Below are 17,601 nucleotides of genomic sequence, written 5' to 3' on the forward strand. Positions count from 1 at the left end.
GACAAATCCGCGTACGTGACGCGTGCGGACGGCACGCGTCACGTGCGCATCGCAGCCCGCATCAAGGCGCGATATAGCCCGCCGGTGTCGTGACGTTCGCCTTCATCACGGCGGCGTTCGACGACACCACATAGACGGGCGTCTCCGTCAGCGCGAGCGTCGCGTAGCCGTTCTGATAGGGCACGCTCGACGGATTGCCCATCATGTCGAACACCGTCACCTTGCCCGAAGTGCCGGGCGCATCCACTTGCAGACGCCACGGCACGCCCGCCTTCGGATCGAAGTGCGTCGACTTGTTCCACTTCGCGTTGTCGTGCGTCCATGCGGCCGTGACGATCTTGCCGCCGTTCAGCCGCTGGAAAGCATACGCATAGACGCCGGCGGGCGTGCGCTTGACGGGACCGAGCGTGGCCGTGCCGTCGATCAGCCGCGTCATCGCCGCGACCGCGAGCGCCGCGGGCTTCGGACTGATCGCGCCCGGACCGAAATCGCCCTTCGGATGATCGAGGTCGAAGAACACACCGTAGCCCGGAGTGGCATCGGGCGTGTCGTTCGAATAGAAGATGTAGGTCATGTCCGCGCCTTCGCCGAGCAGGATCAGATGCGTGCGCGCGACGACGGCGCCTTGCGCGTAGAGCACGTCGCCCGTCGGATAGTGCGGGCCGTATTGTTCGCCGACGTCGTAGCTGATGCCCGTTTCCGTCGCGAAGAGCTTTGCGCCCGGTTTGTACTGCGCGGCCATCAAGCGACGTAGCGCGCGCATCGAAGTGGGCAGCGCGTATTGAGCCTGTTGCGGATCGCTGGCGTTCATCAGGCGCTCGGGCGGATGCGACGGACTGGGGCCGTTCGGATCGTAGTAGCCGTGAATCGCGATGCCGTCGAGGTACTTCGCCAGGCCGAGCGGCGCGAGACGCCTGAGCGATTCGATATTGCCCGTCACGGAGCCATACGTCGGCCCCATCACGACGGCATTCGGATCGGTCGCGTGGATGCCTTCGTACACGGCCTTGTATAGCTCGACGAAATTTGCGTCGGTGTCTTTCCAGGGCAGGCCGCCTCCCGCATCGGGCTCCCACGTGACCTGATAGTAGTTGCTCGACTGTGCCGCAAAGACCGTGGTTCGCACGCGGCTCGATTCGGTGCCGACGCGCTGCATGTACTCGCGCAATGCGCCCGTCGATTTCGGCAGATAGCTGTGCGTCTGCTTGCCTGTTGGACTCGCCCAGCCAGGAAAGCCGTCGAGTTGGATCAGACGCAACAGGTCGCCTTTGCGAAACCACGGCGAGAGTTTCGCGGTAGCGGGGTCGAACGTGTTCGCGCGGTCCGGCTCTTCCGTGTACCAGTTGCGGTTGTCGTTGACCCACGTGAGGCCGAGCTGCGGATACAGAGGACGATAGCCGTCGCCGTCGCAGCAGTGCTGTCCCTGCGCGACGAACGCCGTGCCCTGGCCGCCGAAGCGGTGCAGGTCCGCGCGCGCGAAATGCACGGGCGGCACGCTTGCCGACACATCGGGCAGCACGCCGAACGTGGCGATGCCTTCGGGACGCGTGCCGCGCGCGGGCAACTGCCCATGCTCCTGTTCGAGCGAGGCCGACAACGCGAAGTAGCCCGCAAGCGTCGACGTGCAATTCAACGTGACCTGACGCGCGCCCTGCGCGACCTCGTATGCGCCGCTTGCCTGTACGGTGCCCCACGCATCGCGGATCTGCCATGCGAGCTTGTCGTTGCGCGATGCGCGGGTCGTGATGGCGACGCGGAACGAACGATCGAGCGTAAAAAGACGCGTGCCGTCGCTATCCGGCGTGTCCGCTTCGATGAGGCCGCCTTGCGGATTCGCCGCCGCGACATCCGGTGAGCCGTTACAGCGGAGTGCCTGAGAGTGGCTCGAATACGGTTGTGCTGTCGCTTGCCTGGCGTCGTTGTCGGCCGTTGCGCGAGGCGACGCAGCGGGTGTCCCGCTGGCTTTCGCCGCAGCGCCGGACGCACCGGCCGCGCTGTTGCTTCCTGAAATCCAGCACTGCTTCTCTTCGCCGGGCGCTGGATCGTCGAATACGCCGTTATCGCACGAAGTGCCGTTCGTCAGCGATTTGACGGTATTGCGCGCTTCTGTCCCATAACGGACGTCGCGCGTGCCGCTGAACGAGCAGGTGCCATGCTCGTCGGCGCATTTCGTCCAGACCGGAGCCTGCGCGTTATCGGCTGAGGCACTGTCGCAGCCGCTCGCCATCGCGACCGCTAGGGCAAGCAGTGACGCACGCATGACGAGGGACACATCGAGCGCATCAGCGATGCACTTCGGCCGGAGTACGTATCTTTTGCAAGGCGAGTGGTCGCCATCAGTCATTCTCTCCCCCGTGACGGTAATAGATGACCTGGTACGCATTGGAGCGACCAAGATTACACCCCGCACTTAGCAGGAATTGGACGTTCTTTAGTGTTCGTACGCAACTTCAATGGCGGATGAATGCGAATGTTGCGTCGTCGCGACGCTCGTCAATTGGCGTCATTCGCCTAATGCGCATTATCCGTGTCGCATAAGGCTCGGCGGCCATACGACAAGCGTTTGCGCGCCCGGACGGACCGGCAAGAGCCGCCAAAGTCGCCGCTTCACCCCGTTTCGCCAGCGCTGCGGCACCCGTTATCCGGCTTTAATGTTTCGCTTTTGAAACATTAATGGTTTTATTTATATCCGAATCTAAAGACGAAAAGAATTAATTATTCGGGCTGGTTTTCGTCTTCTTATAATTCGTAATCTGAGCATTGCGATCGCTTTTTTCATCATATTAATAAGGCTTTAATTTCATATTAGCAAAATGCCAGTCAGAGCTCGAATGGCTGTTTCGTGAGTAACTATTACAGGCGCTAAAGCGAGGCTGAAAAAATTGCTGTTCCCTTGTGGGGTGGTCCAGTAATTGCAACAAATTGTAATGCTTTGTGTCAAGCCTGGCGGGGCGGAGCCGGAAGCGCCCTATTTGTGATATGAAATGGCGAATTCGTTCGCCGGCGCGTAAGCCGTATTAATCGGCTTTATGTGATTGTCAAATGCGGGCTGAAAGGCTTCGATCAGCAATCGGACCGAATACGCCAATACATCGTCAGTTTCAGTCACTGTCCGCCGGGATTGTTTTTTTAATGCGTATGATGCACTGCACATCGCTTGGATTTAACTAGTTCTTTCCACGCCGGAAGGTCAAGGGGGAAGAGTCATGGCGTATGCAAGTTTGGAAACTCCAATGGTCGGCTGGGTACGAGCGCCTGAGCGCAGCGCGCACTACGCAACCGCCACTCGCCACATTGCTATTTTGTTGTTCGACGGTTGCTCCCTTCTTGGCGCGGGGATCGTCGCCGAGGTCTTTCACGCAGCTAACGAACTGGCGTCATCCGCCAGCCACGGCTGGACTTACGACGTCAGTTTCCTGTCGGCCTCGGGCGGCAACATCACGTGCTCTTCATCGATTCGCGTCTGGACGGACGGGCTCGATGCGCGGCATTACATGGGATTCGATGCGCTGTTCGTGGCGGGTGGCAAGGGTGCGCGCAGCGCGTCCCGCGACGAACGGCTCATTGCGTGGCTGCGGCGCGTTCATGCGAACACGAGCACCGTGCGTCCGATCGGCGAAGGGCGCGCGCTCCTCGAAGCGGCGTGCATCAACGGCGTGCAGCAACGCGATTTCGGCAGCTACAACGTGCGCGAGGAGCGCGACGACCAAAACGGCAACGAAGCGAACGATCGCCTCGAATCGATGAAGAGCGCGCTGATGCTGATCAAGCGCGATCTGGGCATCGACGTGGCGCGTAACGTGGCCGAACGACTGATGCCCGATGCGGGCGACAGTCTGATGTCGCTGTTGGGCGACAGCACGGGCCGCAGCCCCGCGGACAAGGTGCGCGCGGCGGCGCGCTGGCTACAGGAGAACTGCCAGCGGTCGATTTCGATCGCGGACGCGGCCCAGGTGGCCGCGATGAGCGAACGCAATTTCCTGCGCCGCTTCAAGATGGAAGTGGGCGTCACTCCGTCCGACTACCTGCTGCACGCACGGCTCGCGATCACCTGCAGCCTGTTGACCGACTCCGAACTGCCCGTCGACAAGATCGCGCGGCGCACGGGAATGGGCAACGGCGATCGCCTCGCGAAGATCTTCCGCAAGCGGATGAAAGTCTCGCCGACGGAATATCGGATGAAGACCCGGCGCGAAGCCGGCATCTGAACGCCGGCCGCGATCTGAAAACGCGTCTCAGGTAGACATGCCTGGCCATCAAGGGCAGACATTAAGGAGTGCGTACATGACAGTCGACCAGAAAAATCCGACGAATGCGGAAGCGCCGGCGAGTTCGTTGCCGGACTGCACGCACATCGTGCCGGTGATACTGGCGGGCGGATCGGGCACCCGACTGTGGCCGATGTCGCGTGAACATTTTCCGAAGCAATTGATCGGCGTGGTCGGTTCGGAATCGCTGCTGCAGGACACCGTTCACCGGATGGAAGGCTTTCCTGCGGGCTGGGAGGTGTCGAGCACGCCTATCGTCGTGTGCGGCGAAGAGCATCGCTTCGTGATCGCCGAACAGCTGACGTGCAACGGCTGCACGCCGCGGCTCGTCGTCGAGCCGGCACGGCGCGATACGGCGCCCGCCCTCACGCTCGCGGCCGCGCTCGCGTGCGCGAACGGCGACGACGCGATTCTCGTCGTGATGCCGTCCGATCATTCGATCGCCGATGTGCCCGCGTTGCAGCGCGCGATCGAGGTTGCCGCGCGCCATGCGCGGCGCGGCGCGATCGCGACGCTCGGCGTGCCTCCGCGTGGGCCCGAAACGGGCTTCGGCTATATCCGCGTCGGCAGGAAGCTGGATGACGAAGCGCGCGAGATCGACGGCTTCGTCGAAAAGCCCGCTGCCGAGCTCGCGAGGCAATACGTTGCGGCGGGCACGTACTGGTGGAACAGCGGCATCTTCGTGATGCGCGCGAGCGTGTGGCTCGCGACGCTGCAATCGCTTCAGCCCGACATGCACGCCGCGTGCCTCGCGTCGTTTGTGCAAGGGCAGTTCGACGGCACGACCTTCCGTCCCGCAGCGGACGCGTTCACACGTTCGCCCGCCGATTCGATCGACTACGCGGTGATGGAGCGTCTGAACGTGTCGGAGGGCTGGACGTCGACGGGCGTCGTCGTCCCGCTCGACGCGGGCTGGTCCGATCTCGGCTCGTGGGACGCCGTGTGGGCCGCGCAGCCGAAGGACGAAGCGGGCAACGTGGGACGCGGCCGCGTGATGTTCGAAGGCGCCGTCACGAGCTATGCGCATTCGGAAGGGCGGCTCGTCGCGTGTGTCGGCACGACGAATGTCGTCGTCGTCGAAACGGCGGACGCCGTGCTCGTCGCGGATCGCTCGCGCGTGCAGGACGTGAAGGGACTCGTCGCCCGCATCAAGGCGCAAAAGGCGCCCGAGGCCGACTCGCATCGCAAGGTGCGCCGTCCGTGGGGCTTCTACGATTCGATCGATCACGGCGATCGCTTCCAGGTCAAGCGCATCGTGGTCACGCCGGGGGCCAAGCTGTCGCTGCAACTGCATCACCATCGCGCGGAGCACTGGATCGTCGTGCGCGGCACGGCGCTCGTCACGCGCGGCGAGGACCAGTTCTTGCTGACTGAAAATGAATCGACCTACATCCCGCTCGGCGTGCGGCATCGGCTGGAAAACCCCGGCAAGGTGCCGCTCGAAATCATCGAGGTGCAGTCGGGTTCGTATCTGGGCGAAGACGACATCGTGCGCTTCGACGACACGTATGGGCGCTGCGGTCCGGCGCAAGGCCAGAGTCAGTCGCACGGCGAAAGCCACACGCAGGACAAGGGCGAGAGTCAGGACACAGGGCACGGCCCGACTCCCGCAGCGAGTTAGCGCGGCGCTGAAATGCGCAACACCCGGACGAAAGGCAACGAACGACGAATGGCAGGGTGACTGATATGCGGGACTTACAGGACTTTTTTGCGCGGGTTGCAGACGTGGCGCTGATCCTCCTCGGCGCCGCCGTCGCATCGCAGATTCGCTTCGATGAATTCTCGCAGCGAGGGTTCTACGACGCATTTGTCCTTTTCTCGGGGGCCTTCGCGCTCGCGATGTTCCCTGCTTTCGGAGTCTACGAGTCCTGGCGCGGCCGCTCGAAGCTCGCGCTCGCCGGACAGGTCGCGCTCGCGTGGCTCGTCGTGCAGGGCTGCGCGCTCGCGTTGATGTATTCGCTGCACCGGATCGACATCGTCTCGCGGCTGTGGTTCGCGTACTGGACCGCGATGGCGGGCGGTCTGCTGATCGCCTGGCGGCTGATCGCGCACGCAGTGCTCGCGCGCGCGCGCCGCGCCGGCTGGAACCTGCATCAGGTGGCGATCGTCGGCAGCGGCGGCCATTGCGACCAGATCCTGCGACGCATCGAATCGCAGCCGGCCACGGGTTTTCGCGCGATGGCCGTGCTGAACACGCATCCCGAAGAGTCGCCGCTGACGAATCCGCGTGTGACCTGCTTCGACTCGCAGCAGGGTTTCGCCGAGTACGTACGCTGCAACGACGTGCACGAGCTATGGCTCGCGCTGTCGCTCACTGACGAGCGCACGATCTTTCGCATCGTCACCGAGTTTCGCAACGACCTCGTGAACATCCGCTTCATGCCGGACGTGCGCAGCCTTGCGCTGTTCGACACCAGCAGCGTGATCGAGCTGCTCGGGGTGCCTGCGATCAACCTCGTCGCGTCGCCGCTGTCGTCGCGCGCGCTCTTCAAGAAGGATCTTTTCGACCGGGTGTTCGCCGCTTGCGCGATCATCGGCCTCGCGCCGCTTCTGATCGCGATTGCGATTACCGTCAAGCTATCGTCGCCCGGTCCCGTTTTTTTCAGGCAGAAACGTAAGGGGGCCGATGGTCGCGTTTTCACAATCTATAAATTCCGTTCGATGCGTGTGCACACTGAGGAAGCCGGCAAGGTCAGCCAGGCGACCCGCGACGATCCGCGCATCACCAGGGTCGGCGCATTCCTGCGCCGCACGAGTCTCGACGAGTTGCCGCAGTTCTTCAACGTGCTGCGCGGCGACATGTCCGTGGTCGGGCCACGCCCCCACGCACTCGAACACGACGATCTGTATCAGAAGGTCGTGGCCGGCTATATCCATCGCTACAGGATCAAGCCGGGTATCACAGGTTGGGCTCAAATCAACGGCTTTCGCGGCGAAACAGACCGCATCGAAAAGATGGAGCGGCGCGTCGCGCACGATCTGTATTACCTGGGGCACTGGACCTTCTGGCTCGACATGCGAATCATCGGCGCCACGATCGTCAAGGGCTTCATTCATACCAACGCGTACTGAGATGGGGGCAAGCCAATGAACAAGGATCAAGCTCCCCTGCAAGGAGGAAATGCCATGAACCAGAAACGAATAAGCGTGTGCGCGCCGCTGGTGCTATCGATGTCCGTGATGCTGCTCTCCGCCTGCAGCATCGTCCCCGGACAACGGTTCGAATCGCCTCCCACGCTGCCCGAGACGGGCGGTGAATACAGCAGCGAACCCGAACAGAATGTCCAGATTCCCATCACCGATATCAACCTGAAGCTCGTGCGCTCGATGAACGGGCAGGCGACGCAAGTGGATCAGCAGATCGCGTCGCTGTTGAGCCCCAAGGCGCCCACCTACAAGCTCGGCCCGGGTGACGTGCTGCAGATCACCGTCTGGGATCACCCTGAGCTGGCGGCCGCGCTCGGCCAGCCATCGCCTTCGAGCAGCAAGAACGATCCGGGCATCGGCTTTCTCGTCGACGCCGACGGCAATATCCAGTTCCCGTACGCAGGGACGATCCATGTGGGCGGCAAAGATGCAGCGACGGTGCAGAAAGAGCTGTATCGCAAGCTGAGCGTCGTCTTTCAGAAGCCTGAAGTGACAGTGCGTGTCGCTGCGTTCCGTGCGGCGCAGGTGTATGTCGATGGCGAAGTGCATGCGCCGGGGCCCGCGCAGGTCAACGATATTCCGATGTCGCTGACGGAAGCGATCAACCGCACGGGCGGCTTCACGCCGAATGCCGATCAGAGCCATGTCGAACTCGTGCGTGACGGCAAGACGTATGAAATCAACGTGCCGGGCCTCATCAGGGCGGGCCGCGCGCCGACGCAACTCTATCTGCAGGGCGGCGACCTGCTTCGGGTCGGGTCGCGCGACGAGTACGGCATCTATCTGATGGGCGAAGTCAACAAGCCGGCGACGATCCTGCCGATGCGCGACGGCCGCCTGACGCTGGCGGAAGCGTTGTCGCAGGCGGGCAGCCTCAACCCGAACACGGCTTACGCGAAGCAAACGTTCGTGATCCGCAATTCGATGAGCGACAAGCCCCAGATCTACCACCTGGACGCGACGTCGCCGACTTCGATGGTGCTTGCGAACCAGTTCAATCTTGAGCCGAAGGACGTGGTGTACGTCGACAACAACGGTCTCGTGAAATTCAACCGCGTGCTGTCGCTGCTGTTGCCTGCAATCAATGCTGGCGTGACGGCTGCATTGCTCGCGAAGTAAGGGTGACGAATGCGTCGTGCAATAACGGGGTGCAGCAACGCAATGCTTCCGACAGTGTGGTTACTTGATGGATCACGCAAATGGCTATCAACTTTGACAATCGCTATACGGACGTCAGTTCCGATGAGATGCACCTGACAGATTATCTGCAGGCCATCGTTGCGAACTGGAAGTCGATTCTGTTGATTACGCTGGCCATCACGGCGCTGGGCGCCGCCTACGCATTTCTGGCGACGCCCGTGTATCGCGCAGATGTCCTTTTTCATGTGGTGGATAAGGCCGACAACAACAAGCAGGACGGCCTCCAACCGCTGACGGGCATGTTCGATACGAAGCCGTCGACGGCCGCGGAGATCGAGTTGATGAAGTCACGGCTCGTGACCGAGGAGACCGTCAAGGCGTTGCACCTCGATATTGCCGCGCGCCCCCACGCACTGCCGTTCGTCGGCGGGCTGATCGCCCCGCTGATGAACGGCAAGTGGGGCTTCAGGCTGCCGCCGGCGCTGCAGCTTTCGAGCTACGCGTGGGGCAATGAGAGCATCAAGGTGTCGCAGTTCGACACCGCAAAAGATATGTACGACAAGGACTTCACGCTGATCGCCGGACAGAACGGCGACTTCGTGCTGAACAGTCCTGACGGCGTCGCGATCCTCGAAGGGCATGTCGGCGAAAACGTCGTGCGCGAAACGCCCGTCGGCCCGATCGCGTTGCGCGTCGATGCGCTCATCGGTGCGCCGGGCACGCGCTACGACATCACGCGCGGCTCGACGCTGACGACGGTCGAACGTCTGCAGAAGTCGATGGAGGTTGCCGAATCGACGCTGCAGTCGGGCGTGATTCGCGCGAGCCTCGAAGGCAGCGATCCGAAGCTCACGTCCGACATCATGAACAACATGGCGCGCGAGTTCATCCGCCAGGACATCGAGAGCCGCTCGTCGGAAGCCGAGCACATGCTCGCGTTCCTCGACCAGCAATTGCCGCAGTTGCGCAAGGAACTCGACGCCGCCGAGCAACGCTACAACTCGTTCCGCAACCAGCACGGCACCGTCGATCTGAGCGAAGAAAGCCGGCTGCTGCTGCAACAGATCGTCGACAACAAGACCAAGCTCGTCGATCTGCAGACACAGCGCGCGGAGATGTCGCAGCGCTTCACAGCGAATCACCCGGCCGTGGCGGCGCTCGACGCGCAGATCAGGGCGCTGCAAGGCAATCTCGCGACGATGGGCAAGAGCGTGCAGTCGCTGCCGGATACCGAGCAGACTGCGCTGCGCCTGTTGCGCGACGTGCACGTGGATACCGAGCTGTACACGAACCTACTGAACAGCGCGCAGCAACTGCGCATCGCTAAGGCGGGCCAGGTGGGCGACGTGCGCATCGTCGACTTCGCTGAAGCGGCCGACGATCCCGTGCGTCCGAAGCGCCTGGTCGTGATCGTGATCAGCTTCGGCGCGGGCCTCTTCATCGGTATCGTGTTCGCGTTCGTGCGCAAGACGCTGTATGGCGGCGTCGAACGTCCGGACGAACTCGAAGCCGCGCTGGGCGTGCCCGTATTCGCCGTCGTGCCGCGCAGCGAGCAGCAGTTGCGCCTGCAGCAGGACGTGATGATGCGCCGGCGCGGCCTGCACGTGCTCGCCGAACAGGCGCCGCAGGATATTGCCGTCGAGGGCGTGCGCAATCTGCGCACCTCGCTGCAACTGACCGTCGAGGACAGCAAGAGCAACGTCGTCATGCTGACGGGCTCGCGTCCCGACGCGGGCAAGTCGTTCCTGTCGGTGAACCTGTCGGCGCTCGTCGCCTCCGTGAACAAGCGCACGCTGGTGATCGACGGCGACATGCGGCGCGGCGATGTGCATTCGCACTTCGGCCTGCAGCATCAGCCGGGTCTATCCGACGTGCTGCGCGGCGGCGACCTGCAATCGTCGATCCAGCGCGAAGTGCTTCCGGGTCTCGACGTGCTGACCAAGGGCTCATTGCCCTCGCATCCGTCCGAGCTGCTGATGAGCAAGCGGTTCGAAACGATGCTCGACGAACTCAAGAAGCAGTACGACCTGATCATCATCGATACGCCACCCGTCCTCGCCGTCACCGACTCGACCGTGATCGGCAAGCACGTGGGGACGACGTTGCTCGTAATTCGTCACGGACGCCATCCGGTAGGCGAGCTCGCGGAGACCGCGAAGCGTCTGCGCAATGGCGGCGTGAATTTGCAGGGGGTGTTGTTGACCGACGTACCGCAGGCGGGCGCGTTTATCGGCTCGGGTTATCGCGGCGGTTACTACGGTTACGAGAGTATCGCAGGCTAAACGCTGTTCCTGTGCGGCGGGCCGCGCCGTGGTCCGACGTCATTCATCAGGAGAACATAATGACTCAGAGGGTTGCCTTGATTACGGGCGTCACCGGCCAGGATGGTTCATACCTGGCGGAGTTGTTGATCGACAAGGGTTACGAAGTGCATGGCATCATGCGTCGCACTTCACTGTTCAATACTGATCGTATTGATCACCTTTATCGTGATGTTCATGATCCGGACCGATGTCTCCAGTTGCATCACGGTGACATGACCGATTCAACCAGCGTGATGCGTATCATGCAGCACGTGAAGCCGGATGAAGTCTACAACCTTGCTGCGCAGAGCCATGTTGCCGTATCGTTCGAAGAGCCCGAATACACCGCGAACGCCGATGGCCTCGGGACGTTGCGCCTGCTAGAGTCGATTCGCGCCAATGGCCTCGAAAAGAAGACGCGTTTCTATCAGGCGTCGACATCAGAACTCTTTGGTCTCGTGCAGGAAGTGCCGCAGCGCGAGACAACGCCTTTCTATCCGCGTAGCCCTTACGCCGTCGCCAAGCTGTTCGCATACTGGACGACGATCAATTATCGCGAAGCGTACGGGATTTATGCTTGCAACGGGATTCTGTTCAACCATGAGTCGCCAGTGCGAGGGGAAACCTTCGTCACCCGCAAGATTACGCGAGCGATCGCGAGGATCGCGGTAGGCCTGCAGAAAGTGCTCTACCTCGGAAACTTGTCGGCGCTTCGGGACTGGGGGCATGCGCGGGACTATGTGGAAATGCAGTGGATGATGCTGCAGCAGGATCAGCCTGAAGACTTCGTGATCGCATCGGGTGCGCAGTACAGCGTACGCGATTTCGTTCAACGTGCAGCTGCCGAACTGGGTATCACGATCAGCTTCCAGGGCTCTGGCGAGAATGAAGTGGGAGTCGTTGAACATGTCAATCCACACACGGAAGTGCGAGTCCAGGCCGGCGACATCATCGTGCGCGTCGATCCGCGATACTTCCGCCCCGCGGAGGTACAGACGCTGTTGGGCGATCCTTCCAAGGCTTACGCGAAGCTCGGCTGGCAGCCGACGATATCGTTCGATTCACTGGTGAAGGAGATGGTGCGTTCCGACTATCAGATCGCACGACGCGATGCGCTGGTGACACTGGCCGGCTTCAAGGCACTTGAACATCACGAGTGAGTCACTGAAATGGACAAGCAGACACGTATTTTTGTCGCGGGACATCGAGGCATGGTCGGTTCCGCGCTTGTGCGCAAGCTCAAGGCGGCGGGCTATGAGGGCGTCATCACGCGCACCCACGCCGAACTCGATCTGACCGATCAGTCCGCCGTGAACCGCTTCTTCGCGAGCGACCAGATCGACGTCGTACTGCTCGCCGCGGCGCGGGTCGGCGGCATCATGGCTAACGCGACGCAGCCAGGCGAGTTTCTCTACGAGAACCTCGTGATCGAAACCAATGTGATTCACGCGGCGTATCGCGCGAAGGTCGACCGGCTCGTTTTCTTCGGCTCGTCGTGCATCTATCCGAAGATGTGCCCGCAGCCGATTCGCGAGGCGTATCTGCTGACTTCCGAACTCGAGCCGACCAACGACGCGTATGCGATCGCGAAGATCGCGGGCCTCAAGCTCTGCGACGCGTACAACCGCGAATACGGCACGCGCTACGTCGCGCTGATGCCGACCAACCTGTACGGACCGAACGACAACTACGACCTGAAGAACAGCCACGTGCTGCCCGCGCTGATCCGCAAGACGCACGAAGCGCGGCTGCATGGCGATCCGACGCTGACTGTGTGGGGCAGCGGCACGCCGCGGCGCGAGTTCCTGCACGTCGACGATCTCGCTGCGGCGACGCTCTTCGTGCTCGAGCACGATGTGAACACGGGTGTCTTCAACGTCGGTGTCGGAGAAGACCTGAGCATCCGCGAGTTGGCGCAGATCATCTGCGATGTGGTCGGCTTCGAAGGCGAGTTGCAGTTCGACGCGAGCAAGCCGGACGGCACGCCGCGCAAGCTGCTCGACGTATCGCGCCTGGCGGAAATGGGCTGGCGCGCGAGCATCGGCCTAGTCGATGGGATAAGCAATACGTATCGGGAGTTTGCTGCGAAGTACGAGGAGAAATTCGCCACGCCTTCCTTTGAGACGGCTGCGCGCGCCTGAAGTACCGTTCCTGGTGACGGACGTTGCCTGGGACCGGGATTAGGGTGACGTCCGTTCTTTTTCTAGGGCAGTCGACAGTTTCGACCGAATGAGGACTGTAAGAAATGGATGCGTCGGTCACGATCTTTCATAACGTCGTGTGGTCACGGCACAAGGGCGCCGTGTTCTCTGCGTTGCACAGCATTTCGGCCGCGGGTGCGATCCGCTATTCGATGGTGCAGATCGCGGACACGGAGCACGACCGGCTGGGTTTTTCTGACGTCGATTATTCGTATCACCGTTATCCGATGCACAAGCTCTTCGACGGCTGCTACGAGGACGTGCCGACATTGCGCCTCACCTCGCGCCTCGTGTGGGAAGTAATGAAGGCAAAATCGGATCTGATCGTATTGCCCGGCTATCACCGGCCCGAGTATTGGGCGATGCTCGCCGCGTGCATCGTCACCGGCAAGCGACGCGCCGTGTTCTGCGACTCGACGGCGCGCGATCGTCCAAAGCGCCTCTTGACGTCGATTCCAAAGCGCGTGTTCTTCTCGCTGTGCGACGGCTATTTCGGCTTCGGCGAACGCAGCCGCGAATATCTGATGTCGCTTGGCGCGAAGGCCGACAAGATTTTCATTCCGTGCCAGGCGGCCGCGCTGCCTGTCACGTTCTCACCGGAGCGCGCGCTTGCCGAGCGCTTGCACTATCGCGCGGGTAATCCGCACGTGTTCCTGTTCGTCGGGCGTCTGTCCGAAGAGAAAGGCATCACGACGCTGATCGACGCATTCGCGGGACTCGCGAAGCGTCTGCCCGATCCGCACTTGCGCATCATCGGCACGGGGGCGTTCGAAGGCGCGTTGCGCAAGAGGGTCAGCGAGCTGGGCATGGAGCATGCGATTACGTTCGTTGGCAGCCTGCAGGACGAGCCGCTGTCGCGCGAGTACTACGGCGCGACCTGTCTGGTGCTGCCGAGCCGCAGCGAACCCTGGGGGCTCGTCGTCAACGAGGCGCTCGCGCATGGATGTCCCACTGTCGTCAGCGAGAGCTGCGGCTGCGTGCCCGAGCTCGTGCACGACGGCGTGAGCGGCTATGCATTCAGCGCGGGCGATGCGGCGGGTCTGGAGCGCACGCTGCTGAAAGCGACGGAAGCATTCGCGGACGCCGAAGCGACGGCGCGCCGCTGCATGGACGTGATACGGCGTTTCGATCCGCCGTCCGCCGCGGCCAACATTGCGCGCGGTTGCGCGCTGATGCTGAGCGATTGAGATCGATCGATTGCGCGGCTACCACAGCCTGACCATGCCGTGGCCGCGCAAGGTAGTGGTTGGAAGGCGTAGCGCCGTCCGCTGCCGCATGACGGGCATTCGACGTGGATGTCAAATATGAAGATCTTGATCTATGGCCTCAATTACGCACCCGAGCTTTCGGGAGCGGGGAAATACACAGCCGAAATGGCCCAGATGCTGGCGGAATGCAGCCATGAGGTGCGCGTAGTCTGCGCGCCGCCGTACTACCCTGAATGGAAAGTCGCAGCAGGCTATTCGATGTGGCGCTACCGGCGCGACGTCATGCGCGGCGTGCGTATCTGGCGAGCGCCGCTATGGGTGCCCGCGCGGCAAAGCGGGCTGAAGCGGATGACGCATCTGGCGTCGTTCGCGCTGTCGTCGCTACCGCTGCTTGCGCGACAGATCGCATGGCGGCCCGACGCCGTGATACTGATCGCGCCGACCATGCTGTGCGCGCCCGGCGCACTTGCGCTCGCGCGCGTCACGGGCGCGAAGGCGTGGCTGCACATCCAGGACTACGAAGTGGACGCGGCCTTCGATCTCGGCCTTCTGAAAAGCGGACGCGCCGCGCGCCTCGCCTACTGGGTCGAGCGCGTGATCCTGAAGCGCTTCGACGTCGTGTCGTCGATCTCGAGTCAGATGGTCAAGCGGGCGGTCGGCAAAGGCGTCGAGACGGCGAAGACCGAGTTCCTGCCGAACTGGGTCGATACGCGCGCGATCTTTCCGCTCGAGCGCGCGAGCGAGTATCGCGAGACGCTCGGCATCCCGGCGCGCCATACCGTGGTGCTCTACTCGGGCGCCATGGGTGCGAAGCAGGGCATCGAGACGCTTGCTGCGGCGGCCGCCGCGCTCGACGCGCGCGACGACATCAGCTTCGTGTTCTGCGGTAGCGGCGCGGCGCGGGCGGACCTCGTGAAGCGCTGCGAAGGGTTGCGCAACTGCCGCTTTCTGCCGCTGCAGCCGGCATCGTCGCTCAACGAACTGCTGAACATCGCCGACATTCACGTGTTGCCTCAGCGCGGCGATGCCGCCGATCTCGTGATGCCGTCGAAGCTGACAGGCATGCTCGCGAGCGGCCGCGCCGTGATCGCGATGGCGCGCCCGGGCACGTCGCTGTACGAAGCCGTCGCGAACATCGGCGTGATCGTGCCGCCCGAGGACACGGGCGCGCTCGTCGAGGCGATCGCGGCACTCGCCGGCGATGGGACGCGGCGTGCCGCGCTCGGCGCAGCGGGGCGGCGTTATGCCGAGACGATGCTCTCGCCGCTTTCGACGCTGCTGACGCTCGATACACGTCTCGCGCTGCTCACGGGCGAGGGAACGCCCACGACGGAGGCTCCGCCTGTCGTCGCGCCCACGACGAATGGCGGCGTCCTGTCGGCGCCCGTCGACGAGTCGAAAGTGGGTGAAGTGCATCAGTGAGGTGCAGCGCCGGCTTTGCTTGCGGCGCGCCTTCACGATAGACGCGTTCCAACGCGTCAAACGCCTGAAGTGAAGAGGCCGCATTCGAACGGCACGAAAGCAGTTCGAATGCAGCCTCTTCGTTTTTACATGTCACGTCGAGTCGATTGACACAGATGCAACGAACGCGCTCACCACGGCGACCGATAGATGTCGCGTCCTCCCTTGTTGATGTAAGGGTTGCCGTAGACGGCATTGGCGGCAACGCCCGCATCGCCGGGAGGCATCGCGCCGCCGCGCTGTCCCGCAGCTCCTGCCGGGCCCGCGACGCCGCCAACGGCGCCGTTTGCCGCGCCAGCATTTGCCGCTGCGCCGCCGCGCGCGGGCCGCTTGATGGCGACGGCGTTCGCCGCGCCTTTGCCGCCCGCCGCGCCTGCGTTTGCACCATTGCCGCCATTGCCGCCCGCCGCGGCAGGACCGCCCGCGGCCTGCGCATTGGGCTTCGCGACGCGCATGCGTTCGCTGTTCAGCAGCGACTCGCGTTCCGAATCGGGTGTCGCGCCGTCCATTTCATAGCCACCGAGCGATGCGTTCGGACCGCCGAGCAGACGCTGCGCGTCTTCCTGCGTGCGTTGCGCCGCTGTCTTTTTTGGAGGTGCGCCGTTCGCATTGTTTTTGGCCGCCGCAGCGGCCTTCGCTCCATTGCCGGGTGCAGCGTTGTTGTTCTGCGCATGGGCGCCCGGCATCAGCGCAACGCTCGACAGCAGCGCCGACGCGAGCGCGATCGACTGCAGCCACGCACGCGAACGATTCGCACTGCGCAGCGGATACTCAAGCGGCGAGCGTTGTCGCGAATGAAGATGAGCGGCCATCGTCGTCTTCCTCCCGTGCAAACGTCGAAGTCTGCTTCCATGGTGAACCGGACACTCTGCATGGATCCGCCAAAATTGCGCCCCGCGCGGCCAGCCATCGTCCGCGCGGGTGCACGGACCAGATAATCGATGACGAAAGGGCGCGACAGACGGCCTGATGGCCGGACACGAGACAGCGCTCCATCACTGGAGAAGAGTATGAACAATACGATCGGCTCCACGATCGGCCGGAACGCTCAGCAGGAAGACGTGCAAGACACGCGCGCATCGGGGCCGGCCGCCGCGCAGCAGTCCTCGCAGACGGGCCGCGTGATCGACCTGAGCCGCGCGGGCAAGGGCAACTATGTCGCGTCGCGCGGTTTTCTCACCGAGTTCATCTGGTTCTTTGTCGAAGCCTGTGTGATCAACAACAAGCTGCTGCCCGTGTCGTCGGTGCGCGTTGCGCTGCTGCGGCTCTTCGGCGCGAAGATCGGTGCGAACTGTCGCTTCGTGCACCCCGTGCGCGTAAAGGCACCGTGGAATCTCACGGTCGGCGACAGCTGCTGGTTCGGCGTCGATGTATGGATCTACAACCAGGCGCCGATTCGTATCGGCTCGAATGTCTGCATTTCGCAGGGGACTTTCCTGAGTTCAGGCTCGCATGAGATGCGCACGAACATGGATCTGCGCGTCGCGCCGATCGTCATCGAAGACGGCGCGTGGATCTCGTCGAAGTGCGTCGTGCAGATGGGCGTGACGATAGGGCGATCCGCAGTGGTGACGCCGCTTTCGGTCGTGCACCGTTCGCTCGATGCTGAAGGCGTGTACGGTGGCAATCCTTGCCGCTTCATTCGCAAGCGTTTCGAAGGGGATGTGGGCGGCGCCTCATAACGTGCATCGGATGCATGGTCTGTCTGCCGGAAGCGCGATGTTGGCGGATGAACGGAGTAGCGCAGAGCCATCATCCTACGTAGGCATGGGCGGCTGGGGGAAATCACTACTCGCCGCGACGCGCCGCGACGGCGCAAACCTGCAATGCGTTGCTGCACGACGAGCCTGGCTCGCAGGCTCGGCGAGGGGCC

General features: G+C 62.8%; 12 protein-coding genes. 10 read left to right on the forward strand and 2 right to left on the reverse strand.

Annotated features, from left to right (window positions below):
* Positions 1–61 precede the first annotated feature (61 nt).
* On the reverse strand, positions 62–2,260 hold the full coding sequence (locus BN2476_RS02690) for a hypothetical protein (protein ID WP_235850670.1): 2,199 nt from the start codon (positions 2,258–2,260) through the stop codon (positions 62–64).
* Positions 2,261–3,206: 946 nt separating this feature from the next.
* Here BN2476_RS02690 and BN2476_RS02695 point away from each other — a divergent pair.
* The 9 genes from BN2476_RS02695 to BN2476_RS02735 all read left to right on the forward strand — a co-directional run bounded on the left by BN2476_RS02695 (position 3,207) and on the right by BN2476_RS02735 (position 15,689).
* Complete coding sequence (locus BN2476_RS02695) at positions 3,207–4,208, forward strand: GlxA family transcriptional regulator (protein WP_087732615.1); 1,002 nt, start codon at positions 3,207–3,209, stop codon at positions 4,206–4,208.
* A 76-nt stretch (positions 4,209–4,284) separates the two neighbouring features.
* A complete protein-coding gene (locus BN2476_RS02700; protein WP_087732616.1) occupies positions 4,285–5,889 on the forward strand; it encodes a mannose-1-phosphate guanylyltransferase/mannose-6-phosphate isomerase in 1,605 nt (534 codons plus the stop codon).
* Between the two features lie 65 nt (positions 5,890–5,954).
* Complete coding sequence (locus BN2476_RS02705) at positions 5,955–7,340, forward strand: undecaprenyl-phosphate glucose phosphotransferase (RefSeq protein ID WP_087732617.1); 1,386 nt, start codon at positions 5,955–5,957, stop codon at positions 7,338–7,340.
* Between the two features lie 54 nt (positions 7,341–7,394).
* Complete coding sequence (locus tag BN2476_RS02710) at positions 7,395–8,534, forward strand: polysaccharide biosynthesis/export family protein (protein WP_087732618.1); 1,140 nt, start codon at positions 7,395–7,397, stop codon at positions 8,532–8,534.
* A gap of 80 nt (positions 8,535–8,614) precedes the next feature.
* The gene (locus tag BN2476_RS02715) at positions 8,615–10,837 is read left to right on the forward strand and encodes a polysaccharide biosynthesis tyrosine autokinase (RefSeq protein WP_087732619.1); all 2,223 of its coding nucleotides are present in this window, start codon (positions 8,615–8,617) and stop codon (positions 10,835–10,837) included.
* 59 nt (positions 10,838–10,896) lie between these two features.
* Positions 10,897–12,018: a GDP-mannose 4,6-dehydratase gene (gene gmd / locus BN2476_RS02720; RefSeq protein ID WP_087732620.1), complete on the forward strand. Its 1,122-nt coding sequence runs from the start codon at positions 10,897–10,899 to the stop codon at positions 12,016–12,018.
* 9 nt (positions 12,019–12,027) lie between these two features.
* The gene (locus BN2476_RS02725) at positions 12,028–12,999 is read left to right on the forward strand and encodes a GDP-L-fucose synthase family protein (RefSeq protein WP_087732621.1); all 972 of its coding nucleotides are present in this window, start codon (positions 12,028–12,030) and stop codon (positions 12,997–12,999) included.
* A 104-nt stretch (positions 13,000–13,103) separates the two neighbouring features.
* The gene (locus BN2476_RS02730) at positions 13,104–14,246 is read left to right on the forward strand and encodes a glycosyltransferase family 4 protein (protein WP_087732622.1); all 1,143 of its coding nucleotides are present in this window, start codon (positions 13,104–13,106) and stop codon (positions 14,244–14,246) included.
* Between the two features lie 117 nt (positions 14,247–14,363).
* Entirely contained in the window at positions 14,364–15,689 is a 1,326-nt protein-coding gene (locus BN2476_RS02735; protein WP_087732623.1) for a glycosyltransferase WbuB, read from the forward strand.
* Positions 15,690–15,859: 170 nt separating this feature from the next.
* Here the strand turns inward: BN2476_RS02735 and BN2476_RS02740 are convergent, their stop codons facing one another.
* Entirely contained in the window at positions 15,860–16,540 is a 681-nt protein-coding gene (locus BN2476_RS02740; protein WP_087732624.1) for a hypothetical protein, read from the reverse strand.
* Between the two features lie 198 nt (positions 16,541–16,738).
* On the opposite strand from BN2476_RS02740, the gene BN2476_RS02745 reads away from it, so the two are divergent.
* Positions 16,739–17,410, forward strand: a complete 672-nt coding sequence (locus tag BN2476_RS02745; RefSeq protein WP_235850671.1) for an LbetaH domain-containing protein — start codon at positions 16,739–16,741, stop codon at positions 17,408–17,410.
* Positions 17,411–17,601: the final 191 nt, after the last annotated feature.

The organism is Paraburkholderia piptadeniae (assembly GCF_900007165.1).
Classification (GTDB): domain Bacteria; phylum Pseudomonadota; class Gammaproteobacteria; order Burkholderiales; family Burkholderiaceae; genus Paraburkholderia; species Paraburkholderia piptadeniae.

Excerpts from the sequence above, each read along its gene's own strand:
- BN2476_RS02690 (WP_235850670.1), bottom strand. The coding sequence starts at position 2,260 with ATGCGTGCGTCACTGCTTGCCCTAGCGGTCGCGATGGCGAGCGGCTGC.
- BN2476_RS02695 (WP_087732615.1), top strand. The coding sequence starts at position 3,207 with ATGGCGTATGCAAGTTTGGAAACTCCAATGGTCGGCTGGGTACGAGCG.
- BN2476_RS02700 (WP_087732616.1), top strand. The coding sequence starts at position 4,285 with ATGACAGTCGACCAGAAAAATCCGACGAATGCGGAAGCGCCGGCGAGT.
- BN2476_RS02705 (WP_087732617.1), top strand. The coding sequence starts at position 5,955 with ATGCGGGACTTACAGGACTTTTTTGCGCGGGTTGCAGACGTGGCGCTG.
- BN2476_RS02710 (WP_087732618.1), top strand. The coding sequence starts at position 7,395 with ATGAACCAGAAACGAATAAGCGTGTGCGCGCCGCTGGTGCTATCGATG.
- BN2476_RS02715 (WP_087732619.1), top strand. The coding sequence starts at position 8,615 with ATGGCTATCAACTTTGACAATCGCTATACGGACGTCAGTTCCGATGAG.
- gmd (WP_087732620.1), top strand. The coding sequence starts at position 10,897 with ATGACTCAGAGGGTTGCCTTGATTACGGGCGTCACCGGCCAGGATGGT.
- BN2476_RS02725 (WP_087732621.1), top strand. The coding sequence starts at position 12,028 with ATGGACAAGCAGACACGTATTTTTGTCGCGGGACATCGAGGCATGGTC.
- BN2476_RS02730 (WP_087732622.1), top strand. The coding sequence starts at position 13,104 with ATGGATGCGTCGGTCACGATCTTTCATAACGTCGTGTGGTCACGGCAC.
- BN2476_RS02735 (WP_087732623.1), top strand. The coding sequence starts at position 14,364 with ATGAAGATCTTGATCTATGGCCTCAATTACGCACCCGAGCTTTCGGGA.
- BN2476_RS02740 (WP_087732624.1), bottom strand. The coding sequence starts at position 16,540 with ATGGCCGCTCATCTTCATTCGCGACAACGCTCGCCGCTTGAGTATCCG.
- BN2476_RS02745 (WP_235850671.1), top strand. The coding sequence starts at position 16,739 with ATGAACAATACGATCGGCTCCACGATCGGCCGGAACGCTCAGCAGGAA.